The sequence below is a fragment of the Gammaproteobacteria bacterium genome, from assembly GCA_040183005.1.
Classification (GTDB): Bacteria; Pseudomonadota; Gammaproteobacteria.
Genome location: JAMPIW010000007.1, coordinates 1,044,413 through 1,069,594 on the forward strand (window position 1 = coordinate 1,044,413; position 25,182 = coordinate 1,069,594).

Below are 25,182 nucleotides of genomic sequence, written 5' to 3' on the forward strand. Positions count from 1 at the left end.
CCCATGCCCATCATTGCCACTCCTGCGAATTATCGCTTCCCGTGGTATGTGCGCCTGTTCTTCTGGAACCAGCGACGCCGTTACGGTAAGGTGCTCGAACCGGCCCGGCTGTGGGGCCGTAGCCCCAAGGTATTCGCCGCGCTGGCGCTGCTGTTTGGCGCCCTCGACCGGCGCTCATCGCCCATCGAGTCCACGCTGCGTTCTTTCATTACGGTGCGTGTTTCGCAGATCAACTGGTGCGCCTTTTGCGTGGACATCAACTCGGCGCTGGCGCTGAAGCGCGGTGGCAATCTGGACAAACTGGCCGAGCTGCACCGCTTCGAAACCAGTACGCTGTTCAGCGAGCGCGAGAAGGCGGCGCTCGCCTATGCCGAGGCGATCACCCATTCGGACCGGCAGTCCACGGCCGAGCATTTCGCGCGCCTGCGCCGCCACTTCGATGACGACGCGATCGTCGAGCTGACCGGGCTCATCGCATTTCAGAACATGTCGAGCAAGTTTAACGCGGCCCTGGGTGTGGAAGCACAGGGTTTCTGTACGATGGCGCCGCAACCAAAGGGGCCGGGATGCTCTGGATGATCCTACCCCTCCCGTATTAGCAGGTGACAGGTCAGGTTGCGCGAAGCGCTCCCCTACGCGCCAACTTGGCCCGCATCTTGTGCCACCCGCAAGGGCGCAATGCCTTCAGGGTAGATGAGCCAGCCAAAGCGCCACACCCAGCGCCGCCGGGTACAGCCATTGCCTGACAGCAGGGCGTCCATTCTCAGGGATTTCGACAGCATGGCAGATCTCGTCATCAGCGCGCACTAATACCTGCTGGTACAGCACCGCAGCGGCATCGCCTATCCGGTCAACAGTCCGGCTCTGTGGTGTGGCAGTGACAGGTTGGGCCGCCCTTGCCCCCCGGAGGGGAGGCTGCGCGCTGCCCTTCAGGGTACTTGTGCCCTTCAGGGTTAACGCCTGCACCTTGGGCACCGTCTCAAGCACCAGGGCCATGCGCACCGCCAATCTGTCATGGGAAACACCCAGCAGCCGTAATGGCCTGGCCAGCCAGTGAATGGCGCTCAACAATTGCTCGCGGGATGTGGTTTGCAACAGGAGATTAACCGCCAGCACTAATGCAATCAGAGAAACGATACGTATCGCCCCCTCCTCCATTCCTTCGAGGGTGGGCAGCCAGACGGACAATGCGGGCGATAATAAGAGAGGCGGTTCGCCGGGGGTGAACCAGAAGTAAATGATCACCAGGGAAAGAAACAGCCAGCGCATACGCCGCAGCATTAACATAGCTGGCTTAAGATGAACGCCACCAGCCATGCCATAGAGAATCACGAGGACCGTAGCGGCCATCAGCAGGGGATTCAAATCACCGAGTGAAAGAAACCCTGCCATGACAATAAAACTCACAACGCGGATGACTGGATGGATTGCCATCATTGCCGATCAAGCAATCTGTTGCATTAGCTCCTGAGCTTCCTGCTTTTGCGAATCATCTCCTTCATCCAGCACTTCGTTCAGCAGCACTCTCGCGCCTTCCTGATCTTCCATGTCGATATATGCCTTGGCGAGATCCAGCTTGGTGCCTACCATGTCGATCCCGGCAAACAGGTCATCATCAGCTTCTTGCGTCGGCACATCCTCGGGGGCGGTGCCGTCAAAAGCAGATAACGCGGCCTCCAGATCCCAATCATCGGCGGGCTCTTTGGAAACCACCGCCTCCGCTGCTTCACCGGTTTCCTGGGCCAGAAGGCCAAAGTCATGATCGACCGAGCTGTTGCCTTCAAGATTAAAGGCGAGATCCGATGCGGTTTCCAGGATAGACGCTGGTTCTTCAGCGGTAGCGAGCTGTATAGCTTCAAGCTCAGCGTCAAGGTTTTCTTCCATCCCCATGCTTGTAATGGTATTACTCGCTTCGCTCGTATCCTGCTCATCAAGCAGGAATACACTCGAAGCGTTTTCCGCCACCTCCTGAACATCGTCAACCACGGAATTGCTGTTGACCTCTTGGCTCAGGTTGTTGATCGCCCCGCTCAGGCTAAGATCGAAGTCCAGGGAGTTATCCAGCAGCGCGTCAGCAGGCAGGTGCTCTTCCATCTGACTCGGCGCCGCATCAACACTTGCCTGCTCACTAAATCCAAAATCAAAATCGATGGAATTATCGGCACTGGCGGGTTGCACCGCAGCCTCCAGAACTGCGTCCTGCCCGGCGGGCATGCCTAGCTCTAACTCAGAAAAATCCATCTCGCCGGCAGCGGAACTATCGTATGACCCTTCGGCTTGCGCGTCGGGCAGCGAAAAATCGCTTAGATGCTGAGCCGAAGCATTTTGATCTGGATAGAACGCATCCGCGCCAGCTATGGCAGCCGCGCCGACACCAGCGATTCCGGCAATCACTGCCCCATCCGGCATATCCTCGGGCGCTGCTTTACCAAACAAAGGATGCCCGGGGCAGACCTGTTTACCCATTTCCACCACTTTGTGCCACAGGGGATGACCCTCGCCACCCAGAGTGGCATACAGTGTCTCGGCCTGCGTCTCAAAGGCATCGGCATTTTTGGTCGCGTGATAAATCTCCAGCAGCTTCAGCGCAAGTTCATGCCTACCGGGGTCTTGACGCATGGCCTCTTTGATTAACGATTCGGCCTGATCGTACCGCCTGTAGGCCAAGTACACATCAGCCTCGGCAAGGGGATCAATCACGTCCTCATCAGCATGGATGACATGGGCATCACCCAGACCCATGGCCGCTTCCGGTACTGCTTTATCATCACCTTCGACGCTCGCGGGAGCAATTGCCGGGGTAGACGCACTTGCCGCTCTAGAGGCGAACTTATCACGTCCTTGTGGTGCAAAAGCCCCTTCCTGGATATCTATCGCGGCTTGCCGACGCCGACGCACAAGGGTCCACAACAATGCTGATACAAGCAAAAATCCACCCAGGATCATGCCCAATTGCTGGGGATTATTGGTGATTTCAGTTATTGCATCCGTTGCAACCGGTTGCTCTGCTTCTGGAGCCTTAACAGGCTGCGGTTTGACGGAAGGCTTGCTGCTTACCGCCGGCGCCGATACTACAGATTTCGCAGCCGCTGCCTCAGTGGCGGTTGCTGAACCCGCCTTATTTTGCAAGGCCGCAAGATCGCCGCTCTTGAGATTCATCAGGCGCTGCATGGAGGAGATTTGCTGCTCCAGCATCGTCAGGCGGGTACGCAGCTCCTCATTTTCCTGGCGAGTGGTATCCACCGACTCTAGCGCCACAGCCAAGTCCTTACGCAATGATGCCAGGTCGTTGGCATCCGGTGCGCCGGCCTTTGCGCCACCGCCTGTAGTCACGGCCGTTTTGCCGCCATCAGGCGTAATCAACTTCAATTGCGCGCCACCGCCGCCCTTTTCCACTGCGGGCGTACTCTCAGTGCGCACGGGGGAAACCTCACCCTTTTGCCCGCCTAACCACTGCTGATATTGCATGGCGACTTCGTGTGCGGCTTCCTGCTGGGGAACGGCGTGGATTGCGTCCATGGGAGGCAGGCGCAGGATATAACCCGCCATCAGAGTATTCACATTACTCGTGGAAAACGCGTGCGGATTGTTCTTCGCCAATGCCAGCATCACCTGTGAAATACTGACGGAATTATCCGGGCGCATCTCCTTTGCGACTTTCCATAAAGTATCGGTTCTTGTTGTAGGTCCATAACTCGATCCGGCAGTGGAGGATCTTTCACGCACGGCTACTTTCCTGGTGCCGTTGCCAGCCATGGGAGATGGGGATGGCGCTGAGGGTTCGACCTGGGATTGAGGATGCGCTGCCGGAGAGGCTTCAAGACGTGGAGCAACGGGGGGAGAAGGCGTGGAAACAGGTACCTCTATCGGGGCAGGCTTGCCACCATCCGATACCGGAAAATCGAGCAGCACGGTATATTCGCGCACAAAGCGCCCGCTCGACCAGTTGACCTCAACGAGAAAATCGAGAAAAGGTTCGCGGATTGGCTGGCTGGATGTCACCTTGATGACGTGAGAGCCATCCGACTTCTGGATAACATTGAATCTGAGCTGGGTCAACAACCCCAGCCGCTCCACCCCCGCGCCAGCAAAGGCCGCCTCGGGAGCAAGTGCCACGGTCAGACCTTGCAACTCGGCGGGTGTCGCAGACAGCAGCCTGATCTCGGCATTCAGCGGCTGATTGAGCGCCGAATGCAGTTCGATATCCCCTACCCCCAGCGCATAAGCGCCCGAGGCTTGCAACAACACCAGCGGAACCAACGTCAGAGCCAGCTTGCGCATCTATTTCTCCAGTCTTCGCTACGTCCTTACTGCCAAGCATCGCGGTATATTAAAAACGCAGGGGCGGCCAGCGTATTATCCCGCGGCAGGCAAGCTATCAATCCAAATAGTCTTTTATCAAAATCTCGGCTATCTGAACACTATTCAAGGCCGCACCCTTGCGAACGTTATCGGCCACTATCCACAAATCTAAACCCCGGGGGTGCGAGATGTCTTCGCGGATGCGCCCGACATAGACAGGATCCGTACCCACGGCCTCGGTGACGGCGGTTGGATAACCGCCCGGCTTACGCTCATCAAGCACCACGACACCCGGCGCCTTTTCCAGCAGCGCACGCGCCTGCTCCGCACTGATTTTGTCGCGGGTCTCGATATGCACCGCCTCGGAGTGACCATAAAACACCGGCACCCGCGCAGCAGTGGGATTAACCTGAATGGCATCATCCTCAAATATTTTGCGTGTTTCCCACACCATCTTCATCTCTTCCTTGGTGTAGCCATTCTCCAGGAAGACATCAATATGCGGCAACACATTAAACGCAATCTGCTTGGGATAGACACGCGGCGCTATCGGCTGGACGTTAAGTAGCGCGGCCGTCTGCCCCGCCAGTTCCTCGATAGCCTCCTTGCCGGTGCCCGACACCGATTGATAGGTGCAGACATTGATGCGTTCTATTCCTACCGCGTCGTAGATAGGCTTTAGCGCTACCAGCATCTGGATGGTAGAACAGTTGGGATTGGCAATGATGTTGCGCACACGGTACTGCGCAATCGCGTGAGGGTTAACCTCAGGCACGACCAGGGGAATATCCGCCTCGTAACGAAAATGCGCGGTGTTGTCGATGACCACACACCCCGCCTCTGCCGCCTTGGGAGCGTATATCGCGGAAACCTCACCACCCGCCGAAAACAGGCCAATCTGCACCTTGGAGAAATCGAATTCCGCGAGATCCTGCACCCTCAGATACTCACCCCTGAACTGCACCCGGCTACCCGCAGAGCGACTGCTCGCCAGAGGATAAAGCGTACCGACAGGAAAGTTACGCTCCTCAAGGATGGATATTATAGTCTCACCCACCGCGCCGGTGGCACCCACTACCGCTACATCGTACTTTTTGCTCATGTCATACCTTGAAATTGAACATTCGGTTTCTAGCTCCTATGCAGGATGCGTTTATGCGCCAAATTCCGGTGCGCACAGCGCACCCTACCTTAGCGCATTCACCACCGCATCACCCATTTCAGCCGTGCCTGCCTTATGCATGCCCGGCGTGTAAATGTCCGCAGTGCGCAGCCCTTGATCCAGCACCTTGTTGACTGCCGATTCGACGCGCCCGGCCAATTCCGGCTGGCTCAGTGAGTAGCGCAGCATCATCGCCACCGACAGGATGGTCGCCACTGGATTGGCGATGCCTTTACCGGCGATATCCGGTGCCGAACCATGTATCGGCTCATACATACCCTTGCCGGAGGCATCCAGCGACGCCGAAGGCAACATGCCAATCGAGCCTGTCAGCATTGCCGCACAATCGGACAGGATATCACCAAACATATTGCCGGTAACCATTACATCAAACTGCTTGGGCGCGCGCACCAACTGCATGGCGGCGTTATCCACATACATATGGCTCAGTGTCACTTCCGGGTAGTCCTTGGCGACACGAGTCATCACCTCGCGCCATAGCTCTGTGCATTCCAGAACATTGGCCTTGTCCACCGAACACACGCGTCTATCGCGGCGCATGGCGATGTCAAACGCGGAGCGGCCAATGCGCTCAATCTCTGATTCGCGGTACACCATGGTATTAAAGCCTTCGCGCTCGCCGTTTTCCAGGACGCGGATGCCGCGCGGCTTGCCAAAATAGATATCGCCAGTCAGCTCGCGAACGATCATGATATCCAGACCAGAGACAACTTCGGGCTTAAGCGTCGAGGCATTCGCCAACTGGGGGTACAAGATAGCTGGGCGGAGATTGGAAAACAGCCCCAGCTCCGAACGCAATCCCAGCAGACCCTTTTCGGGGCGCAGCGCAATATCGAGCGACTCCCACTTGTAACCGCCCACGGCCCCCAACAACACCGCATCGGCCGCTTTGGCCAGGGTCAAGGTCTGCTCCGGCAGTGGATGGCCGGCGGCGTCATAGGCCGCGCCGCCCACCAGCGCCTGCTCCATCTCGACATCCAACCCAAAGTCCCGACGCAATGCTTCCAGCACCTTCACCGCCTCTGCAACGATCTCAGTACCAATGCCATCACCGGGCAATACCGCAATTTTTTTAGTCATCGATCCTAATCCTGCCTGCCAAACAACCAAGGTGCCTCAGCGCCGCGCTTCTTTTCATAAGTCTTGATGTCGTCCACATATTGCAGCGTCAGGCCGATATCGTCCAGCCCATTGAGCAGGCAATGCTTGCGGAACGCATCGACTTCAAACGTAAACAGTTCGCCGCCAGGTGTTGCCACCGTTTGCTGCTCCAGATCCACCGTCAGCATATACCCCGGCTGCGCTTCAACTTCATTGAACAGCCTGTCTACGCTGCCGGCATCGAGCACAAGAGGCAACAAACCATTTTTAAAACAGTTATTGTAAAAGATGTCAGCGAAACTGGGGGCGATAATCACACGGAAACCATAATCCTGCAGCGCCCAAGGGGCATGTTCACGCGACGAACCGCAGCCGAAATTGGCGCGTGCCAGCAAGATCCTCGCGCCCTGATAACGCGGCTGGTTGAGCACGAAATCGGGGTTCAATGGGCGCGCGCTGTTATCTTGGTCTGGCTCGCCATGATCCAGATAACGCCACTCGTCAAACAGGTTCGGCCCAAAACCGGTACGTTTGATGGATTTCAGGAATTGCTTGGGAATGATCGCATCCGTGTCCACGTTGGGACGGTCCAAGGGCGCCGCAATACCTGTCAATCGAATAAATTTTTCCATATGGACCCTTTACGAAAATCAAGTCTGCATTAAAAGTTATGCAATGCTCAGCGTTTTTTCAGCCACCTTTTCCCAGGCGAATTCGGCGAACGCTCTGTTGCAGCCTTGCGCGCCAAGCTGACGGGCGAATTCCGGGGAGCCGAGCAAGCTGATCATTCCCGTGGCAACAGCCTCGGTTGACGCCCCATCAACTCTCACGCCGGTCACACCATCAAGCACCGCCGCGCCGGTACCACCCGCCTGCCCCGCCAAAACAGGCTTGCCACACGCCGATGCTTCCAAAAATACCATGCCAAACCCTTCATTATCACCGTTTATTTCACGATTGGGCATGGCGAATACATCTGCGGCATTATACCAGCGAGGGAGATCATCCGGGATAACATGCCCCAATAAATGCACCCGCTCTGATACGCCGGCATCGCGCGCCAAAGAGATCAGATAATCACGATCTTCACCGACGCCAACAATCGCATAATGAACGTCGATGCCCTGCGTCGACAAGATCGGCAGCGCCTTGATGACCTGGTCAAACCCCTTGCGGCGGCTCAAGCGGCCCACGGACAGGATCAACTTTTGATTTTCCGCCAGCCCGATGGATGCACGCAAATCCGCAACCGCCAAACCGGGATGGAAGCGATCAATATCCACACCAGGAGAAATAAGCGAGATTTTATCCGCCCGAACGCCAAGCTTGAGTAACTCGTCACGAGTGAAATCGCTGTTGGCAATAACTCGATCCGCGTGCTTATAGGTAAACACCATTGCCTGGAATTTCCCTGGCTGACGCCAGGTAGTGATTTCTTCGCCGTGGGCATAAACCACCAACGGACGGCGAACCAGCCGCGCCACCACCAAACCCACTAAACCTTCTGGCAGTACGCGCCCGGCATGAATGGCATCGAATTTATTCTGCAGCGCAAGTTTCAGTGACTTAGCTAATAGCTTGCCATACATTGCCAGGGATTCCGGCCTCAGCCACCAATGGCGGCGCAATGAGATGCGATGAATGCTGTTCGGATGATGCGCGTCATACGCTCCGGCACCGTTTACATCCGCCGTTACAATATGAATCTCCTTGCCGCCAATGCGTTTGTAAACCTCGTCAAACCACACCGCCGTCCCTCCTTTGGTAGGCAGGAACAACTCTGTAATTACCAGATAGCGATGCGGCTTATCCATGGTTTTTTCCCTTACTGACACCGCGCATTATCGAGAGCAAATCACGCAGGGTTGTAAAACCGGGGCTTGCAACGAGAGAAGGGAGAACAGCGCGGATCGCCTCGCCCTGCCTGCCCTGCCGAAGCAGTACGTAGGCCAGATTCAACCGGGCGCGCCGCAAGCGGCCTCGCCAGCCGCGTTTTATCAACGTGGGGGCGTTGGCCAACGTATTTTTCAGGGGAAGCAGCGCCTCCACGGTAAGCTGCTGGGCACGCAACGGATCCGAGCGCGTCACGCTGTTGCCGTGTATAAAATAGACGGCCATCGGCTCACACACCACCCCGATACGCTTGCTCTGGGCGCAGAGGCGGATCAGAAAATTGACGTCCTCGCATACCCTGCGGCCCAGCGGGTAACCACCCAACTCCAGAAAGGTTTTGCGTGGCACACTCAAGGTGTGTGTGTCCCCAAAATGATTTTCAATAAAGAGGCTGATTTCGTCCTCTTCCATGAGGACTTCGCGGCGCCCTGCGGCCCTTCTCAAAATCATGGAGCCTGCCTCGGTTTTTTCCATGGACCGGCTGATCCGGCTGCCGTCGGAGCGAATATAATCGTAATCACCAGTTAGAAAATCCAGTGCGGGATCACGCTCTATCCATTCTGCATGCAGCCGCAACCGATCAGGATAATACCAATCATCCGCGTCGAGAAATGCCAGCCACTCGCCTGTCGCAAGCTGTGCCCCAGCATTACGCGCGGCGGAAACCCCGGCGTTCGATTGATGCACATAACGCACATGCCCGCCAAATTGCGCCACCTCCGCGGCTGTTGTATCAGTGGAGCCGTCATCCACCACAATCAATTCAAGCGCGGGATAGGTTTGCGACAATACCGATTCAATGGCGCGGCGAATAGTGTTTGCACCATTGTATACGGCGATAATAACGGAAAAAGCGGGCTTACCCATTGTCCTTCACGCCCCCGCAAAAAAGACGCGCCGTGAAAAATAACAGCGCAGCAGGGACTATGGCGCCCGTCAGCCACGCCAGCTTCCACAACCGGGGCACTTCGCGCAACCGCAGCAGCCACACGGCTATGCGGCGCATCGTATTAATTTCCACCAGGCTTGCGTCAGCAATGCCCATACGGTGCGCAAGATGCTCCGTAGACGTAAAGATTACATCCGGGAAACGCTGCAATGCTCCGGCGAGTAACCCATCAAGTTCGCTGATCGCGGCATCCGCCACATCCGGGTCATCAACAAAGTTAAAGCGATGCGTCTCCAGCAGGGTTGGCCGGCCCATGCGGGACTTTATTTGCATCGCTGCCAGCCCTTTTTCGGCCATGTGGCCGAGTGCCGGTTCAAAATAATCGTCGCGCACCACGTACATCACACCACCGGCGCCCGTTTGGCCATTCAGGATGGGGCCGCCAGAGGCGATCAAGGCTCCCACATGATCGCGCGCCTCATAGCACTGCCCTGGCGTGACGATGACATGCACACCCGCGTCGGCCCACGCCTTCTCAACCACTGGATTCCATACAAAAGTGGGCGGCACCACAACACGCGGAGGGCAGCCAAAAATTGCAATGAATGCTTCAACTTCTTCGGTCACGGCGGCCTTGATTTGGCTTTCCGGAATCGGACTGGAAGGCAGGCTTGAGGCATCAATCCAGCGGCTTTGCAGGTGTGATGGCAGACCTTCCGTTCTTGAATCATCGCTGGTAAGCCAGCGCCTGATACCGGCATCGAGGCCCGCAGCAGTCATCAACGCAGGAGGCCAGAAATGTTCCATGCCATGTAATTGCAGCGCGAACACACCGGATGCAACACCACGCTGAATAACGTCGCGCATCGCCGGGTACTGAGAGTGGGAAAGCAAAACGCGGTGATAGCGCTGGCAGCCTTCCTGTCGCATAAGCTCTGCATCAGGCACAGCCAACACCACCCCCAGCGTCATCACGGGAGGGTGTCCCTCGCTATCCTTATAGCGCGACAACACCTTGGCAATGCGATGCAATTGCTGCGCATCCGCCTTGGGTCCAGGCCCCCAGTCATCGCTTTCGATAATCAGCACAGGACGGCGCAACACCGGCTCGCGCCATAAAGACAGCAACTCGCGACGATAGCGCCAAACCAGCGCTGCCCCTGCCGTGAACCATAAAAGCAATATTGCGACTAAAAGCTGCATTATTTTGGATAGGCTTTAAAAGTCATACCCCATCGCGCGCGCCACATCGGTAACCGAGGGCATAATACGCTCGATGCGCTCATGATTGCGTCCATCCCGCCATTTGTCGAGGCGGATTTCGGAAAAGGCGTTGTAAGGGATATCCAGCACCTCCGCGCAATGTCTTTCCAGCGCTGGCGTGAATGCAAGGCGACATGATTCAAAAGATCGTCGAAATCCCGCGACCGGATCCTTGACCAAGTCTTCGTAAAATATTTCATTCCACTGCGCGGGGGGGACGAGCTTGCGCCCCTCGATGATCGCCTGGTTAATAGCTCTATATTGAAATGCGCAGACTTCTTCAACAGGGGCGCGCAGATAATTTCGCCATCCTTCGGCAAGAAAAAAACACCAGCGCGCATAGCGGCCATCATCAACAGCAACGGTTTCGGGCAGATCGTTTGACCAAGTGGCGAATTCGTCCGCCTTACCCCACCCCTCTATCAGCGAGTTGATGTTGTCGCCGGGGCTGCGCTTGACATAAACAAAATGCGCATCAGGGAAAAGAGCATAAAGGTAGGGCACACACAATCCGTTCTGATTGTTTTTGTCTACAAAACGGTGTTTTCCTGTGTTGCTATAGAAATAGCGCGAAACGGCGTCACGGTCTTGCGGGCTGGCATCCTGGGCGTCCAACGCATGGGTATCCCAGTTTTTTTCCTGTAAAGGATGTAAATCAACCCAAAAGTCATGGGTTTCGCGCTGCAAGGAGCCAATTTCCAGGGATTCGGAGAATGTTTTGTACACCAAGGTAGTGCCCGCACGGCTGCACCCCAAAATAAAAATGGGGCGTTGCGCCACATGGCGCCTCACCTCCCAGGCCACGCTTCGCGCAGCGTTTAATGTCCTGCGGCTATGATAAGCTAGTGTTTTCTCAACCTTCCGCCAAAATTCACTCACAACCGACCTTGCGCCTTGGTAAAGTGTATAAATTCGCCATTATACGCTAACATCTGGCGCATTTTTTGGTTGGCTGTGGGATTGCGCCACTAAACATTTTTAGCACTGCGGAAAAATCAGTTTGCGATTTCGTAAGCCTGACGAACCGCTGCCGCCAAATAATTTGCCAGCGACTCGACCTGTTGCGCGTCAACGCCTTCGATCATCACACGTATCAAGGGCTCAGTGCCAGAGGCACGCAGCAACACCCGGCCTTTGCTCGCCAACTGCGACTCCACTTCGCGCAGCGCATCCTGCACATGGCTGGATGCGGCAAAATCGAATTTTTTATCGGTGCGCACATTGACCAGGCACTGCGGGTACTTTGCCATCCCTGATTTCAATTCATGCAAGGAACGCCCGGACTGCATAAGCGCCGCCAATACCTGCAATGCCGACACAATACCGTCGCCGGTGGTAGTGCAGTCCAGGCAGATGATATGGCCAGACGACTCCCCGCCCAATGTCCCGCCTTCCTTGCGGAGCAGGTCCATCACGTAACGATCACCCACCGCCGCGCGCCGGAAGTCCACCCCAATGGCGCACAACGCGTGTTCCAGACCCAAGTTACTCATTACCGTACCTATCACCGCGCCCTTGAGATTACCGGCTTCGCGCCGCGATTGGGCGATGATAAACAGCAGTTCATCGCCGTCCACCAGTTCGCCCTTGTGATCCACCATAATCAGCCGGTCACCGTCGCCGTCCAGCGCAATCCCCAAGTCCGCCTTGTGTTCAAGCACGGCGGCCTGCACAGCTTCCGGATGCGTGGAACCACAGCCTTTGTTGATATTCAGCCCATTGGGCTGCACGCCCAGCCGGATAACTTCTGCGCCCAGCTCCTCGAACACATGCGGCGCGACATGGTATGTCGCACCATGTGCGCAATCCACCACCAGCTTCATGCCACGCAGCTCGACATTGCCCGGTATGGTGCTTTTACAAAACTCAATGTACCGCCCTGCGGCATCGCGCACACGCTCAGCCTTGCCCAGCAACGAGGAATCCACTGTGTGCATGGGTTTATCAAGCTCCGCTTCTATGGCCAGCTCGACCTCGTCAGGGAGCTTCTCCCCGCGCGCGGAAAAAAACTTGATGCCGTTATCCTGGAAAGGATTGTGTGACGCGCTGATGACAATGCCCGCCTGTGCATGCAGCGTGCGGGTCAAATACGCTATGGCAGGTGTCGGCATAGGACCAAGCAGGTGAATATCGACGCCTGCGGAAGACAATCCTGCCTGAAGCGCGGATTCAAGCATATAACCTGAGATGCGGGTGTCTTTACCGATCAGCACCTTGCCGCGCCCGCCCTTGGTCAGCACGCGCCCGGCCGCCCAGCCCAGCTTAAGAACGAATTCCGCAGTGATCGGTGTTTCCCCGACCAGCCCGCGAATACCGTCCGTGCCAAAATATTTTCTCTGCTGGCCCTTGCTCATTGTTATCACCCTTTTAAGTCCATGTTTCTTCCGATAGCAGGGGCGGTTGGCCCATCTATTCTGAACACACGCCTACGCCTGCTTGACAGCCCACACCATTTTTATAGCATCCGCAGTGGCCTGCACATCATGGGTACGGATAATAGAGGCCCCCTGCCAAACCGCAAGCGCCGCCAGGGCAACACTGCCATGGAGACGTTGCTCCACCGGCTTGCCTAGCACCGCTCCAATCATGGATTTTCGCGATACACCCACAACCAGGGGCAACGCCAGATCACGGAGAGCGTCCAAATGTTTAAACAGGCGCAGATTATGCCCCAAAGCCTTGCCAAACCCAAAACCCGGATCGACCAAAAGCCGCGCGCGGGGAATACCCGCCGCCACACAGGCATGGATCCGTTCGACCAAAAAGGACCCCACCTCTGCGACCACATCGTTATAGTGAGGGCAGTGCTGCATGACGCGCGGCTCGCCCTGCATATGCATCAGGCATACCGGCACGCAGGCTTGCGCCGCAGCCTGTAGCGCACCTTCTTCTCTAAGCGCTCGGACATCATTGATCAAACCGGCCCCTGCGGCCACCGCCGCACGCATAACTTCGGGCTTGCTGGTATCTATGGATACAATAATCGGGAGTTCTCGTGAAATAATTTCAATGACAGGAATAACCCGATCCAACTCTTCCTGAACAGAAACGGGAGCAGCACCAGGACGGGTCGATTCGCCGCCCACGTCGATAATCGCCGCACCCTCTTCGACCATCCGCCGCGCCCCGGCGAGTGCAGTTTGCGCGGACAAAAAAATACCCCCGTCCGAGAAGGAATCGGGGGTGACATTGAGTATTCCCATCACCTGGGGCTGATTGAGATCGAGCAGCTTCCCGGTAAAATCCATTGTATAAACAGGCTTTGGCGCGGGGGCAAGTTTCAAACCTGCCCCCACACTGAGACTAATGTTGGCCTGCCGGCCCGCCTATCGTGCCATCCGCGGGCTTGCCACCCTCGCTGGAAGCTTCCGCACTGGCACCACGCCCGGAACTAGACCCGGAGTCTTCACCCCAGTCCTTCGGCGCACGCGGCTCTTTGCCTGCCATGATATCGCCAATCTGCTCGGCATCAATGGTCTCGTACTTGATCAGCGCGGCAGCCATGGCATGCAGCTTGTCCATATTTTCGGTGAGTATCCGTCTGGCACGCTCGTAGTTGCGGTCGACAATCATGCGAATTTCCCCGTCGATGGTATGCGCGGTTTCATCCGAGACCCCTTTGTGCTGCGTTACGGAACGACCCAAGAACACCTCGCCTTCTTCCTCGGCATACGTCAACGGACCAAGCTTCTCGGACAGGCCCCACTTGGTCACCATGCTGCGGGCAAGTTCGGTAGTACGCTGAATATCATTGCTGGCGCCGGTCGTAACCGCCTCCGACCCGAAGATCAATTCCTCGGCAACCCGCCCGCCGAACATGCTGGAAATCTGACTTTCCAGGCGTTGTTTGCTATAGCTGTAACGATCCTCGGTCGGCAGGAACATGGTTACACCCAAAGCCCGGCCGCGTGGAATGATGCTCACTTTATGCACGGGGTCATGGGCGGGCACACTCAAGCCCACGATGGCATGGCCTGCCTCGTGATAGGCAGTGAGCTTTTTCTCTTCGTCGTTCATCACCATGGAGCGGCGTTCCGCACCCATCATGATTTTGTCTTTGGCCTTCTCGAAGTCGTTCATACCCACGGTGCGGCGATTGGAGCGCGCCGCAAACAGAGCAGCCTCATTCACCAGGTTGGCAAGATCGGCGCCGGAGAAGCCCGGCGTGCCACGCGCAATGATCGCCGGTTTGACATCATCATCAATCGGCACCTTGCGCATATGCACTTTAAGCACCTGCTCGCGGCCACGCACATCGGGCAACGGCACCACCACCTGGCGGTCGAAGCGGCCGGGACGCAGCAAAGCGGGATCCAGCACGTCTGGGCGGTTGGTGGCAGCGATCACGATCACGCCCTCACTGCCTTCGAAACCATCCATTTCAACCAACAACTGATTAAGGGTCTGCTCGCGCTCGTCATGCCCGCCACCCAAACCGGCGCCGCGATGACGGCCCACAGCATCAATTTCGTCGATGAAGATGATGCACGGCGCATGTTTCTTGCCCTGCTCGAACATGTCGCGCACTCGCGCCGCGCCGACACCGACGAACATCTCCACGAAGTCCGAACCGGAAATCGAGAAGAACGGCACCTTGGCCTCGCCTGCGATAGCCTTGGCCAGCAGCGTCTTACCAGTACCGGGCGAACCTACCATCAACACGCCGCGTGGGATCTTTCCACCGAGCTTCTGGAACTTGCTGGGGTCGCGCAAAAACTCGACCAGCTCAGCCACTTCTTCCTTGGCCTCTTCCACGCCCGCGACATCCGCGAAGGTTACTTTGACCTGATCTTCACCCATCATCCGAGCGCGGCTGCGACCGAATGACATGGCGCCACGGCCGCCACCGCCGCCACCCTGCATCTGGCGCATAAAGAAAATCCACACGCCAATCAGCAGCAACATCGGGAACCAGGAGATAAACATCTGCATGAGCACACCCTGCTGCTCTTGCGGACGGGCCTGGATGACTACGCCCTTGTTGAGCAAATCACCAACCAGGCCGGGGTCGCCGGGGCTATAGGTGACGAATTTCTCGCCACTCTGATATATACCCTGGATAGTGCGCCCTTCGATCACGACCTTCTGGACATTACCCTGCTTTACATCCGCGATAAACTGCGAATAGGCAAGCTGCGCCGAGGCAACCTGAGGTGGGCCAAAATTGTTAAACACCGACACCAGGATGACGGCAATCACCACCCATAAGATTATATTCTTTGCCATATCACTCACGTGTGCGCCTCTGCTTTAAGAGAAATACAGTATATATCAACCTAACACTGGCCATAATGCATTTATCAGACCATGCGTTTTTCGCCACTAATCTGGCGATCTGTTATGCCTTTTTATAAGAACCATTTCAGCCAAGATAGTTCCTCGCCAGCACATACACTTCGCGGCTACCGGGCCGCGACGCTTTGGGTTTGCGGATCAGCACTTTTTGAAACAAGGGCTGAATCTCCTTATGGAAGGCATCAAAACCGCTGCCCTGAAACACCTTCACCAAGAAATCCCCCCCTGGGGCCAGAACTTTACGCGCCATATCCAATGCCAGCTCGGCAAGATACATCGCACGCGGCTGATCAACCGAAGCCATACCAGTTATATTAGGCGCCATATCGGAAATTACAAGCCCCACGTTACGGCCTTCGACCATTTCGAGCAGCTTGTCAAATACCTCCTGCTCACGAAAATCACCTTGCAGAAAATCAACGCCAGCTAGGGCTTCCATCAACAGGATGTCCGTGGCAATCACCTTGCCCTTATCCCCTACAGCTTTCACGGCTATTTGCGACCAGCCCCCCGGCGCCGCTCCCAGGTCGACTACCGTCATCCCTGGCCGCAGTATGTGGTCGCGCTCGTTGATTTCGAGCAGCTTATAAGCTGCTCGGGAACGATAGCCATCCTGCCACGATTTCTTGACGTAGGCGTCAACAAAATGCTCTTTCAGCCAGCGGCTGCTGCTTTTACTCCTGGCCATAATTCCGGCGTTCATTATATTGATTGGATTGCACCCTGGTCAGCACACGCCGCGTGCGGAAAACAATCCACACCATCCCTACGCACCCATACCCACCCATCAGAAGGAGCTGGGCCATCGGGTTGGCCGTGATTCGCCCCTGCGCCAGCCACAGTAGCACACCGACGCAGCATATGACTGCCAACTCAAGCTTTACGGCATTCATCGGGCTGGGCGCCACCATGAAGCCGCTTCTGCGTTGTGATATACTGCTCCGCTTATTATTATCTTTGGCCATCGATACTTTATATGTCACTTACTGAGAAAAACAAACGTTATTTGCGGACACTCGGCCATAAATTAAAGCCGGTGATTATCATTGGAAATGCCGGTCTGACGGAGGCCGTGCTCAAGGAAACCGGGCTGGCTCTGAACCATCATGAGCTAATCAAGATCCGGGTGAACGCTGCCGACCGCGCCGCCCGTGACCATATGATAGATGAAATCTGTAGCAGCACACACGCCACGCTGATTCAACGCATCGGCCATATTGCACTGATTTATCTGCGCAATAAAGACAAGCCGCTTATCACCGTCACCTGAAGATAGGGTGCCTGGTGGATTGCGCAAACCCACCGGGCATTTTGGCTTACTCTTCGCCGTATCACGTTAAAGGGTATACCTGGAGGGCCGCCTGCCACCTGGACCTGCGATCACCAGCCCCAACCCCAGCAGGCTGGTCGCCATATACAGTATTGATGAAATGCCGTGCAATCGCCCAAAGCTCGCTGTCTGGGCGCTGCCTTCAACCAGACCATGGGCTTTGAGATCCTGCATCATCGGCTGCAGAACAAAGAAGCTCACGGCAATAAACACCAGCATGGCGGACAACATCCACACCCGCCAGGCACGCAGCCATTTGTCACCCGCCCGGTACACTGCACCGATCAGCAATAAAACACCGAGCACCAAACCTATCATGCTGATGATGCTGAACATTTTTCCGGCAAGCTCACCTGCCAGCTGCCGGTCATTCAACATGTTAAACAACACCGGCACGGCCAGGTAACCGATGGCCCACAGGCCGCCGACCCACAGGGTCAGCATAATTTTTTCACCGACGAGTGCAAAACGCGCCGCGCGGCTCATATATATTTTACGGCCGCAATCTCATACTCGATTTCACCGCCGGGCGCACGCACCACGGCGATGTCGCCCTCTTCCTTGCCAATCAGGGCGCGGGCGATGGGAGAGCTGATCGATATCTTGCCTTGCTTGATGTCGGCCTCCAGATCACCCACAATCTGGTAAGTCACTTCGTCGCTGGTTTTGACATTCACCAGGCCCACCGTGGTGCCGAAAACGATCCTGCCATTGGCATTCACTGTCGCAACATCAATGATCTGGGCGTTGGAAAGCTGGCCGTCAATTTCGGAGATGCGCCCTTCAATAAAACTTTGCTGCTCCTTGGCGGCGGCATATTCGGCGTTTTCCTTCAGGTCACCGTGCGCGCGGGCCTCGGCGATGGCCTGGATAACGCGCGGCCTTGCAACGCTCTTCAATTCCTGCAGCTCTTCGCGCAATTGCTGCGCGCCTTTCGCTGTCATCGGTACTTTGCTCATGCTGTTATATTTCTCCCGAGTAATTCCTGATGCAGATCCTGTAAACGATTCACCGCTCGATCATCCGGCTGTTGCAAGGCCAGACAAGTCGCCCAGGCACCGGCCAGCGTGGTGCTGTGGGTGACCTTGTGCTGCAACGCGGCGCGGCGAATTTCATAGGAATCCGCAATCGCCTGCTTGCCTTCAGTAGTGTTGATAATAAGGCTGATTTCGTCGTTTTTAATCATATCGACAATGTGAGGTCGACCCTCGGCAACCTTGTTTACTTTAATGCAAGGTACGCCCTCGCCTTCCAGGATCTTCGCTGTGCCGCGGGTAGCGAGCACCTTGAAACCAAGCGCCACGAGGTCGCGCGCCACTGCCGCCACGCGAGGCTTGTCGGCCTCACGCACGCTGATAAAAGCACGGCCACCGCGCGGCAGGGTAATGCCCGCCGCCTCCTGTGACTTGGCGAACGCTTCGGCGAAACTGCGTCCTATGCCCATCACCTCGCCCGTGGATTTCATTTCCGGCCCCAGAATCGGATCGACGCCAGGGAATTTGATGAATGGGAACACCGCCTCTTTGACGGAATAGTAATCTGGAATCACTTCCTTGGTAACCCCTTGGCTGACCAGACTGCGCCCTACCATACAGCGCGCTGCGATTTTGGCCAGGGGCAAACCTGTCGCCTTGGAGACATAAGGGACGGTACGGGAAGCGCGCGGGTTAACCTCGAGGACGAAAACCTTGCCTCCCTGAATGGCGAATTGAACATTCATCAGACCCACCACGCCGAGCGCGGAGGCCATCTGGCGGATCTGTTCGCGCAGCTCATCCTGAATTTCGGCACCCAGGCTATAGGGTGGCAGCGAGCACGCCGAGTCACCGGAATGCACGCCGGCCTGCTCGATATGCTCCATGATGCCGCCGATCAGCACGTCCACCCCGTCGCTGATGGCATCCACATCCACCTCAGTGGCATCATCCAGGAAGCGGTCGAGCAGCACGGGGGAATCGTTGGAGACCTTCACGGCGTCGCGCATGTACCGGCGCAGGTCGTCTTCGTTGTAGACAATCTCCATGGCGCGTCCGCCCAATACATAGGAAGGCCGCACCACCAGCGGATAGCCGATCTGCTTTGCCAACTCCACTGCCGCCTCGGGATGGCGAGCAGTGCGGTTCGGCGGCTGGCGCAGCCCCAGCGTGTTGATCATCTGCTGGAAGCGCTCACGATCTTCGGCAATGTCGATGCAATCCGGCGTGGTGCCGATTATTGGGGCGCCGGCAGCCTCCAGGGCGCGCGCCAGCTTGAGCGGCGTCTGCCCGCCGTATTGCACGATCACGCCCTTGGGCTTTTCCACGGCGATGATTTCAAGCACATCTTCTAAGGTAAGCGGCTCGAAGTACAGGCGGTCCGAGGTGTCGTAATCGGTAGAGACGGTCTCGGGGTTGCAGTTCACCATGATGGTTTCATAGCCATCCTCGCGCAGGGCGAACGCGGCGTGGACGCAACAATAGTCAAATTCGATGCCCTGCCCGATGCGGTTGGGTCCGCCACCGAGCACCATGATCTTGTCTCGGGAAGTGGGTGCGGCCTCGCACTCTTCCTCATAAGTGGAATACATGTACGCCGTGGCCGAGGCAAATTCAGCAGCGCAGGAATCCACACGTTTGTATACCGGACGCACGCCCAGCGCATGACGCCGCGCGCGGAACTCGTTCTCGCTGACACCCAGCAGCGCAGCCAGACGGCGGTCGGAAAAACCCTTGCGCTTGAGCGCGAAGACACGCGCCTTATCAAGCCTTGATTGCCCCGAAGCACGCACCTCCGCCTCGGCCTTGATTAGATCCTCAATCTGCGCAAGGAACCAGGGGTCAATCTGGCTCAGCTCATGGATCTCCTCAGAGGACAAGCCGGCACGGAAGGCGTCACCCACAAACCAGATGCGATCCGGTCCCGGCGTGCGCAGCTCGTTACGGATGCGGTCAATGGACTCCGGAAAGGTAAGATCAAGTTTTTCGTTCAACCCGTCCGCCCCGGTCTCCAGTCCGCGTAGCGCCTTTTGCAGCGATTCCTGGAAGGTGCGGCCTATCGCCATCACCTCGCCCACCGACTTCATCTGGGTGGTGAGGCGCTGGTCGGCCTTGGGAAATTTTTCGAAGGTGAAACGCGGCACTTTGGTTACAACATAGTCGATGGATGGCTCGAACGACGCCGGGGTGGCGCCGCCAGTGATCTCATTGCGCAACTCATCCAGGGTGTAACCCACCGCGAGCTTGGCTGCCACCTTGGCGATAGGGAAACCGGTGGCCTTGGAGGCCAGCGCCGAGGAACGCGATACGCGCGGGTTCATCTCGATGACGATCATGCGCCCGTCGTGGGGATTAATGGCGAACTGCACATTGGAACCACCGGTATCGACGCCGATCTTGCGCAGCACGGCGATGGAGGCATCGCGCAGCAGCTGATATTCCTTGTCAGTCAAGGTCTGGGCGGGGGCAACGGTGATGGAATCACCCGTATGCACACCCATCGGATCGAAGTTCTCGATGGAACAGATGATGATGCAGTTGTCCTTGCGGTCACGCACCACCTCCATCTCGAACTCCTTCCAGCCGAGCAGCGATTCCTCGATGAGCAGCTCTTTGGTCGGTGAAAGGTCCAGCCCACGCTCGCAGATCTCGACAAATTCCTCGCGGTTATAGGCGATGCCGCCGCCACTACCACCCATCGTGAACGAGGGACGGATGATGGTGGGGAAGCCGATCTGCGCTTGCACCTGCAATGCCTCTTCCATGCTGTGAGCAATCGCAGCACGCGCACTGTTGAGGCCGATGTCGCGCATGGCGTGGCGGAAGCGGTCGCGGTCTTCGGCCATATCAATGGCGTCGCGTGAGGCGCCGATCATCTCCACGCCGTATTTTTCCAGCACGCCCTCGCGCACTAGGTCGAGTGCGCAGTTGAGAGCAGTCTGCCCGCCCATGGTGGGCAATAGCGCGTCGGGGCGTTCCTTTTCAATGATGCGGGCAACCACCTGCCAGGTGATGGGCTCGATATAGGTGGCGTCGGCCGTCTCCGGATCGGTCATGATGGTGGCCGGGTTGGAGTTGATCAACACCACGCGGTAACCTTCCTCGCGCAATGCCTTGCAGGCCTGAGCGCCGGAATAATCGAACTCGCAAGCCTGACCGATCACGATGGGTCCGGCGCCGATGATTAAAATCGTCTTGATGTCAGTACGTTTTGGCATAGAAAATCAGTTACAAGGTCAAGTAACGAGTAGCAAGAGGAAAACGATGTGGTTTTTACTTGTAACTTGCAACTTGAAACTTGTCACTTGTTACCTCTCATGAGATCAATAAAGTAGTCGAACAGCGGTGCAGCATCGTGCGGGCCAGGACTTGCCTCGGGGTGTCCTTGAAAACTGAAGACGGGCCTGTCGGTGTGATGGATGCCCTGTAGAGAGCCATCGAACAGCGAGCGGTGCGTAGCGCGCAACGTGGGGGGCAGGCTGGCGTCGTCCACTGCGAAACCGTGATTCTGGCTGGTGATCATCACCCGCCCGGTAGCCAGATCCTGCACCGGGTGGTTGGCGCCATGGTGGCCAAATTTCATTTTCAGGGTTTTTGCGCCGCAGGCCAGGGCCAGCAGTTGGTGCCCGAGACAGATACCAAATACCGGCACACCTGTTTCGACAATCACCTGAATCGCAGCAATGGCGTAATCGCACGGCGCCGGATCGCCCGGCCCGTTGGAGAGAAACACACCGTCCGGCTTCATGGCCAGCACTTCAAACGCGGGGGTCTGTGCCGGCACCACTGTGACACGGCATCCGCGATCCACCAGCATGCGCAGTATGTTGTACTTGACGCCATAATCATAGGCCACCACATGGAAACGCGCCTCGGGAATAGCGGATGCGCCGCCTAGAGTCCAGCTTCCACGCTCCCAGCGATAAGGCACCTCGGTAGTGACCACCTTGGCCAAATCCAGGCCGTTCATTCCCGGGAAAGCGCGCGCGGCATCGAGCGCTGCCGCTTCGTTGGCATCCCCCGCCATGATGCAGCCGCTCAAGGCGCCCTTTTCACGAAGCAAGCGCGTCAAACGCCGGGTGTCGATACCCGCAATGCCAACCACCTGCTGTCTGCGCAGGTAGGCATCCAGTGCCTCCTGAGAGCGCCAACTGCTCGCCAGCAGCGGCAGATCGCGTATTACCAGGCCGCTGGCCATCACTTTCGAGGACTCTTCATCCTCACTGTTGGCGCCGGTGTTGCCAATGTGCGGATAGGTGAGAGTGACGATCTGTTTACAATAAGAGGGATCGGTGAGAATTTCCTGATAGCCGGTGATGGCGGTATTGAATACCACCTCCCCCGTCGACTGCCCCTCAATACCAATGGACTCACCCCAAAACAGGCTGCCATCTTCCAGGGCTAACAGGGCTTGATGCCGCAAAACTACCTCCACATCAGACGCGCGAAACGGGGGGAGACCAGGCTAAAACCCCTCCCACCGCTGCAATAATTACTATTATTAATCGGATGAATTCTACTTTACCAGGCCCCTTGCTGTCTATGACATTCACCCAGTCTTCTCAGAAGCTGAGCAGCTTCAACCCCCACTCCGGCCCACCCTTTCCGCGCAACATTACAAACAGCGGCCTGCCCTGTGTGCGCCAGAACTCCACAGACGCATCCAGAATTTCCAGAGCGGTCTCGAACTGATCCGGGACCTGTTCGGCAAAAACATCGAAATGATCGTACAAAATCACGTAACCTGGCGCTTCACGCCAGGAAAGGTCGGTGAGACAGTCTTCCAGCGCGTCCCAGTTACCGCCGAAATAATCAGGGAAATCCATGGCGCGGGCAATCTGACCCAGAAATTGCTCTTTGCCAAGGACGCCCTCTCCTTCCAGGTAAAAAAAAGCGTAGCCACAACGCTCAACTTCTTTTTCAATATCCACCACAGCTATCGCCGTATCAAGCAAATACATCCCGGCAGCTTCACTATCACGCAAAAACAATGACAAGCCGTTCATAAACTACTCCTTGATCCGCCTGAAAGTGCTGTAGTGATCACTTGTATAGTAAAGCTCACCACCCATCCCGGCGATAATGCGCCGGGCGCCACGGTCGCGGGAACCGGGCGTCTTGACAGTATATTCCTTGTAATAGCCGCGCTCACGCGAGGGCAGGCGCCTTTCCCGGTTACCGAAGGTCGAGCCGTCCTTGCCATAGGGGAATGGCCCACCCTGCTGGATGAGTTTCAGCGTCTCGCGCGCTTCAGGAGGAAGATCGCTGGCGACAATAACGCCCAAACCTTGCGGCTTGGCTGCGTTATCACCAAAAAAATTAAAAGCCAACTGGTGTTGGTCATTCGCACCGGCCACCGCAGGGTGCAGCCCTACAGCCAGCAACAAAACAGCCGACAACAACCACAGTGCGATGGCGCGCCCTACTCCTCGACGCTCCATTGGTCTCTCCCTTTATGTTTGCTGCGATACAGCGCTGCATCGGCGCGCTCGAATACCTGGGCCACTGTGTCGACGCCTCCAAACTGGGCGACGCCACCGCTCACGGTAATGGGCACGCGTGATCCGCTGTGCTGGAATTCACAGCCGCGCACACCCGCGCAAAGCTTATCCGCCACGATACCGGCGCTTTGAATATTGGTCTCCGGCAACAAGATGACGAATTCCTCCCCGCCATAGCGGGCCATGAAATCCACGTCACGCAGGTGTTTGCACAGCTCCTGAGCAATGACCCTGATCACCTTATCCCCCGCCTGGTGCCCATACAGATCGTTAACGCGTTTGAAATGATCAATGTCGATAACGATCATCGACAGCGGCGCATGGTAGCGTCGCCAGCGTGCGTACTCATCTGCGACGCGCTTCTCATAGGCCATCCGGTTGGGAATGCCCGTCAAGGCGTCCTGCAGGGCGTTTTCCTGCTCCTTGCGCACCCTGCTGTGCAACCGGCTGATTTCTTTTTCCATGTCACGCAGACGGGATGTCAACACATCAACCTGATGCTTTGAATCAACCTGACGCTGCGTTTCATCCTGCCGGAAGGTGTCCATATGCTCGCGTATGCCATCCAGACGCCGCTGAATCACCTGCTTTAACTGGCCGATATCGGAGACCTCTTTCATGGTGGTCTCGATACCCTCGACCTGGGCATGCACCGCAATATCCAACTGGTGCTGGTTTTGCTGCGACGCCTGCTGCGTTATCGCATTATCAGACAAGCGCTGATCTATTTCCTGCAAACGCTCGGTGAGCTGAAGCAGGAAGGCCTCAAGATCGCTTTTTTCGCTACGGATCTTATCCAGGGCATCGGCCACCAGCACCGCAATTGATTGCAATGATGACGAAAGTGCGCTCGGATCAGTGTCCTCGCCAAGCTGCTGCTTGAGCACTTCCACCTGCTCGGTCATCTCGGGTTGCAGGGCCAAACGCTCCAATAGCTGGGCAAGGGCTTCGTGAACATCGGAGGGAATGCCTCTTGGTTGAGCAACTTCCGCAACCACCGGCGTCTCGCGGGCGCCCTTTGAGGAAAGCCCACCCAGCAATTTCCCCAAAAATCCCGGCGCCGTTTCAGCGCGGTTTTCCACAGCCGCCGTTTCCGTGGGTGCTGGCTTTGGCGCCGGTCGCTGATCCAGCTTTAGCAACGCTTGGGAGATCCCTTCGATACGATCCTGTAATCCCACGGCACCCACGCCATCCCGGATCGCCTTGCGTAGACTCTCCAGCTGAACATCAATCTCGGGATGGATACCGTCAGCCGCCAGTGCCAAACGGGAGATGCAGCGGCGCAGGGTTTTTTCCAAACCTTCCCACTGCTCCTGCTTTTGCTCAAGCTTCTCCAGGGAATCATAATACTTCTGACGCCACTGCTCGAAATCCTGCTGATTGCCGCCTTCTTGCTTCATCGCGTTTTTCCCGCCTCACAACATGGCCATCAACTATCCTACTGTGTCACA

22 protein-coding genes are annotated in these 25,182 nt (G+C 56.8%); 2 read left to right on the top strand and 20 right to left on the bottom strand.

Features of this window, described 5'->3' with window-relative positions; genetic code table 11:
- Nucleotides 1–3: 3 nt before the first annotated feature.
- Nucleotides 4–579: a carboxymuconolactone decarboxylase family protein gene (locus M3A44_10825; GenBank protein ID MEQ6342120.1), complete on the top strand. Its 576-nt coding sequence runs from the start codon at nt 4–6 to the stop codon at nt 577–579.
- A gap of 105 nt (nt 580–684) precedes the next feature.
- Here M3A44_10825 and M3A44_10830 read toward each other — a convergent pair whose 3' ends face one another.
- From M3A44_10830 to rlmE, 13 genes are all read right to left on the bottom strand, one after another.
- The gene (locus tag M3A44_10830) at nt 685–1,437 is read right to left on the bottom strand and encodes a hypothetical protein (GenBank protein ID MEQ6342121.1); all 753 of its coding nucleotides are present in this window, start codon (nt 1,435–1,437) and stop codon (nt 685–687) included.
- Between the two features lie 6 nt (nt 1,438–1,443).
- Nucleotides 1,444–4,281 carry a hypothetical protein gene (locus M3A44_10835; GenBank protein MEQ6342122.1) on the bottom strand — a complete coding sequence of 946 codons (2,838 nt, stop codon included), beginning with the start codon at nt 4,279–4,281 and terminating at the stop codon, nt 1,444–1,446.
- A gap of 97 nt (nt 4,282–4,378) precedes the next feature.
- Nucleotides 4,379–5,404: an aspartate-semialdehyde dehydrogenase gene (locus tag M3A44_10840; protein ID MEQ6342123.1), complete on the bottom strand. Its 1,026-nt coding sequence runs from the start codon at nt 5,402–5,404 to the stop codon at nt 4,379–4,381.
- A gap of 84 nt (nt 5,405–5,488) precedes the next feature.
- Nucleotides 5,489–6,565, bottom strand: coding sequence for a 3-isopropylmalate dehydrogenase (gene leuB / locus M3A44_10845; protein MEQ6342124.1), 1,077 nt, complete (start codon nt 6,563–6,565; stop codon nt 5,489–5,491).
- Nucleotides 6,566–6,570: 5 nt separating this feature from the next.
- The gene (leuD, locus tag M3A44_10850) at nt 6,571–7,218 is read right to left on the bottom strand and encodes a 3-isopropylmalate dehydratase small subunit (protein MEQ6342125.1); all 648 of its coding nucleotides are present in this window, start codon (nt 7,216–7,218) and stop codon (nt 6,571–6,573) included.
- Between the two features lie 36 nt (nt 7,219–7,254).
- Entirely contained in the window at nt 7,255–8,400 is a 1,146-nt protein-coding gene (locus tag M3A44_10855) for a glycosyltransferase family 4 protein (GenBank protein MEQ6342126.1), read from the bottom strand.
- On the bottom strand, nt 8,393–9,346 hold the full coding sequence (locus M3A44_10860) for a glycosyltransferase (GenBank protein ID MEQ6342127.1): 954 nt from the start codon (nt 9,344–9,346) through the stop codon (nt 8,393–8,395). The genes M3A44_10855 and M3A44_10860 overlap by 8 nt, the downstream gene beginning before the upstream one ends.
- Nucleotides 9,339–10,571, bottom strand: coding sequence for a glycosyl hydrolase (locus tag M3A44_10865; protein MEQ6342128.1), 1,233 nt, complete (start codon nt 10,569–10,571; stop codon nt 9,339–9,341). The genes M3A44_10860 and M3A44_10865 overlap by 8 nt, the downstream gene beginning before the upstream one ends.
- Before the next feature lie 15 nt (nt 10,572–10,586).
- The gene (locus tag M3A44_10870; GenBank protein MEQ6342129.1) at nt 10,587–11,510 is read right to left on the bottom strand and encodes a sulfotransferase; all 924 of its coding nucleotides are present in this window, start codon (nt 11,508–11,510) and stop codon (nt 10,587–10,589) included.
- Nucleotides 11,511–11,626: 116 nt separating this feature from the next.
- On the bottom strand, nt 11,627–12,985 hold the full coding sequence (glmM, locus tag M3A44_10875) for a phosphoglucosamine mutase (GenBank protein ID MEQ6342130.1): 1,359 nt from the start codon (nt 12,983–12,985) through the stop codon (nt 11,627–11,629).
- 72 nt (nt 12,986–13,057) lie between these two features.
- A complete protein-coding gene (folP, locus tag M3A44_10880; protein ID MEQ6342131.1) occupies nt 13,058–13,879 on the bottom strand; it encodes a dihydropteroate synthase in 822 nt (273 codons plus the stop codon).
- A gap of 55 nt (nt 13,880–13,934) precedes the next feature.
- Nucleotides 13,935–15,857, bottom strand: coding sequence for an ATP-dependent zinc metalloprotease FtsH (gene ftsH / locus M3A44_10885; GenBank protein MEQ6342132.1), 1,923 nt, complete (start codon nt 15,855–15,857; stop codon nt 13,935–13,937).
- A 136-nt stretch (nt 15,858–15,993) separates the two neighbouring features.
- Nucleotides 15,994–16,614, bottom strand: coding sequence for a 23S rRNA (uridine(2552)-2'-O)-methyltransferase RlmE (gene rlmE, locus M3A44_10890; protein ID MEQ6342133.1), 621 nt, complete (start codon nt 16,612–16,614; stop codon nt 15,994–15,996).
- A gap of 288 nt (nt 16,615–16,902) precedes the next feature.
- On the opposite strand from rlmE, the gene M3A44_10895 reads away from it, so the two are divergent.
- A complete protein-coding gene (locus M3A44_10895; protein ID MEQ6342134.1) occupies nt 16,903–17,196 on the top strand; it encodes a YhbY family RNA-binding protein in 294 nt (97 codons plus the stop codon).
- A gap of 66 nt (nt 17,197–17,262) precedes the next feature.
- Here M3A44_10895 and M3A44_10900 read toward each other — a convergent pair whose 3' ends face one another.
- The 7 genes from M3A44_10900 to M3A44_10930 form a co-directional block, all read right to left on the bottom strand.
- On the bottom strand, nt 17,263–17,700 hold the full coding sequence (locus M3A44_10900; protein MEQ6342135.1) for a DUF4149 domain-containing protein: 438 nt from the start codon (nt 17,698–17,700) through the stop codon (nt 17,263–17,265).
- Between the two features lie 38 nt (nt 17,701–17,738).
- Complete coding sequence (greA, locus tag M3A44_10905) at nt 17,739–18,215, bottom strand: transcription elongation factor GreA (GenBank protein MEQ6342136.1); 477 nt, start codon at nt 18,213–18,215, stop codon at nt 17,739–17,741.
- Nucleotides 18,212–21,448, bottom strand: coding sequence for a carbamoyl-phosphate synthase large subunit (carB, locus tag M3A44_10910; GenBank protein MEQ6342137.1), 3,237 nt, complete (start codon nt 21,446–21,448; stop codon nt 18,212–18,214). Before carB ends, greA begins: the two co-directional genes overlap by 4 nt.
- A gap of 83 nt (nt 21,449–21,531) precedes the next feature.
- Nucleotides 21,532–22,653 (bottom strand): glutamine-hydrolyzing carbamoyl-phosphate synthase small subunit, encoded by a 1,122-nt coding sequence (gene carA / locus M3A44_10915; protein ID MEQ6342138.1) that lies wholly within the window; start codon nt 22,651–22,653, stop codon nt 21,532–21,534.
- Between the two features lie 139 nt (nt 22,654–22,792).
- Nucleotides 22,793–23,236: a barstar family protein gene (locus M3A44_10920; protein MEQ6342139.1), complete on the bottom strand. Its 444-nt coding sequence runs from the start codon at nt 23,234–23,236 to the stop codon at nt 22,793–22,795.
- A 3-nt stretch (nt 23,237–23,239) separates the two neighbouring features.
- Nucleotides 23,240–23,671 (bottom strand): ribonuclease N, encoded by a 432-nt coding sequence (locus tag M3A44_10925; protein MEQ6342140.1) that lies wholly within the window; start codon nt 23,669–23,671, stop codon nt 23,240–23,242.
- Nucleotides 23,653–25,131: a diguanylate cyclase gene (locus M3A44_10930; GenBank protein ID MEQ6342141.1), complete on the bottom strand. Its 1,479-nt coding sequence runs from the start codon at nt 25,129–25,131 to the stop codon at nt 23,653–23,655. The genes M3A44_10925 and M3A44_10930 overlap by 19 nt, the downstream gene beginning before the upstream one ends.
- Between the last annotated feature and the right edge of the window lie 51 nt (nt 25,132–25,182).

Excerpts from the sequence above, each read along its gene's own strand:
- M3A44_10825 (MEQ6342120.1), top strand. The coding sequence starts at position 4 with ATGCCCATCATTGCCACTCCTGCGAATTATCGCTTCCCGTGGTATGTG.
- M3A44_10830 (MEQ6342121.1), bottom strand. The coding sequence starts at position 1,437 with ATGATGGCAATCCATCCAGTCATCCGCGTTGTGAGTTTTATTGTCATG.
- M3A44_10835 (MEQ6342122.1), bottom strand. The coding sequence starts at position 4,281 with ATGCGCAAGCTGGCTCTGACGTTGGTTCCGCTGGTGTTGTTGCAAGCC.
- M3A44_10840 (MEQ6342123.1), bottom strand. The coding sequence starts at position 5,404 with ATGAGCAAAAAGTACGATGTAGCGGTAGTGGGTGCCACCGGCGCGGTG.
- leuB (MEQ6342124.1), bottom strand. The coding sequence starts at position 6,565 with ATGACTAAAAAAATTGCGGTATTGCCCGGTGATGGCATTGGTACTGAG.
- leuD (MEQ6342125.1), bottom strand. The coding sequence starts at position 7,218 with ATGGAAAAATTTATTCGATTGACAGGTATTGCGGCGCCCTTGGACCGT.
- M3A44_10855 (MEQ6342126.1), bottom strand. The coding sequence starts at position 8,400 with ATGGATAAGCCGCATCGCTATCTGGTAATTACAGAGTTGTTCCTGCCT.
- M3A44_10860 (MEQ6342127.1), bottom strand. The coding sequence starts at position 9,346 with ATGGGTAAGCCCGCTTTTTCCGTTATTATCGCCGTATACAATGGTGCA.
- M3A44_10865 (MEQ6342128.1), bottom strand. The coding sequence starts at position 10,571 with ATGCAGCTTTTAGTCGCAATATTGCTTTTATGGTTCACGGCAGGGGCA.
- glmM (MEQ6342130.1), bottom strand. The coding sequence starts at position 12,985 with ATGAGCAAGGGCCAGCAGAGAAAATATTTTGGCACGGACGGTATTCGC.
- folP (MEQ6342131.1), bottom strand. The coding sequence starts at position 13,879 with ATGGATTTTACCGGGAAGCTGCTCGATCTCAATCAGCCCCAGGTGATG.
- ftsH (MEQ6342132.1), bottom strand. The coding sequence starts at position 15,857 with ATGGCAAAGAATATAATCTTATGGGTGGTGATTGCCGTCATCCTGGTG.
- rlmE (MEQ6342133.1), bottom strand. The coding sequence starts at position 16,614 with ATGGCCAGGAGTAAAAGCAGCAGCCGCTGGCTGAAAGAGCATTTTGTT.
- M3A44_10895 (MEQ6342134.1), top strand. The coding sequence starts at position 16,903 with ATGTCACTTACTGAGAAAAACAAACGTTATTTGCGGACACTCGGCCAT.
- M3A44_10900 (MEQ6342135.1), bottom strand. The coding sequence starts at position 17,700 with ATGCTGACCCTGTGGGTCGGCGGCCTGTGGGCCATCGGTTACCTGGCC.
- greA (MEQ6342136.1), bottom strand. The coding sequence starts at position 18,215 with ATGAGCAAAGTACCGATGACAGCGAAAGGCGCGCAGCAATTGCGCGAA.
- carB (MEQ6342137.1), bottom strand. The coding sequence starts at position 21,448 with ATGCCAAAACGTACTGACATCAAGACGATTTTAATCATCGGCGCCGGA.
- M3A44_10920 (MEQ6342139.1), bottom strand. The coding sequence starts at position 23,236 with ATGAACGGCTTGTCATTGTTTTTGCGTGATAGTGAAGCTGCCGGGATG.
- M3A44_10925 (MEQ6342140.1), bottom strand. The coding sequence starts at position 23,671 with ATGGAGCGTCGAGGAGTAGGGCGCGCCATCGCACTGTGGTTGTTGTCG.
- M3A44_10930 (MEQ6342141.1), bottom strand. The coding sequence starts at position 25,131 with ATGAAGCAAGAAGGCGGCAATCAGCAGGATTTCGAGCAGTGGCGTCAG.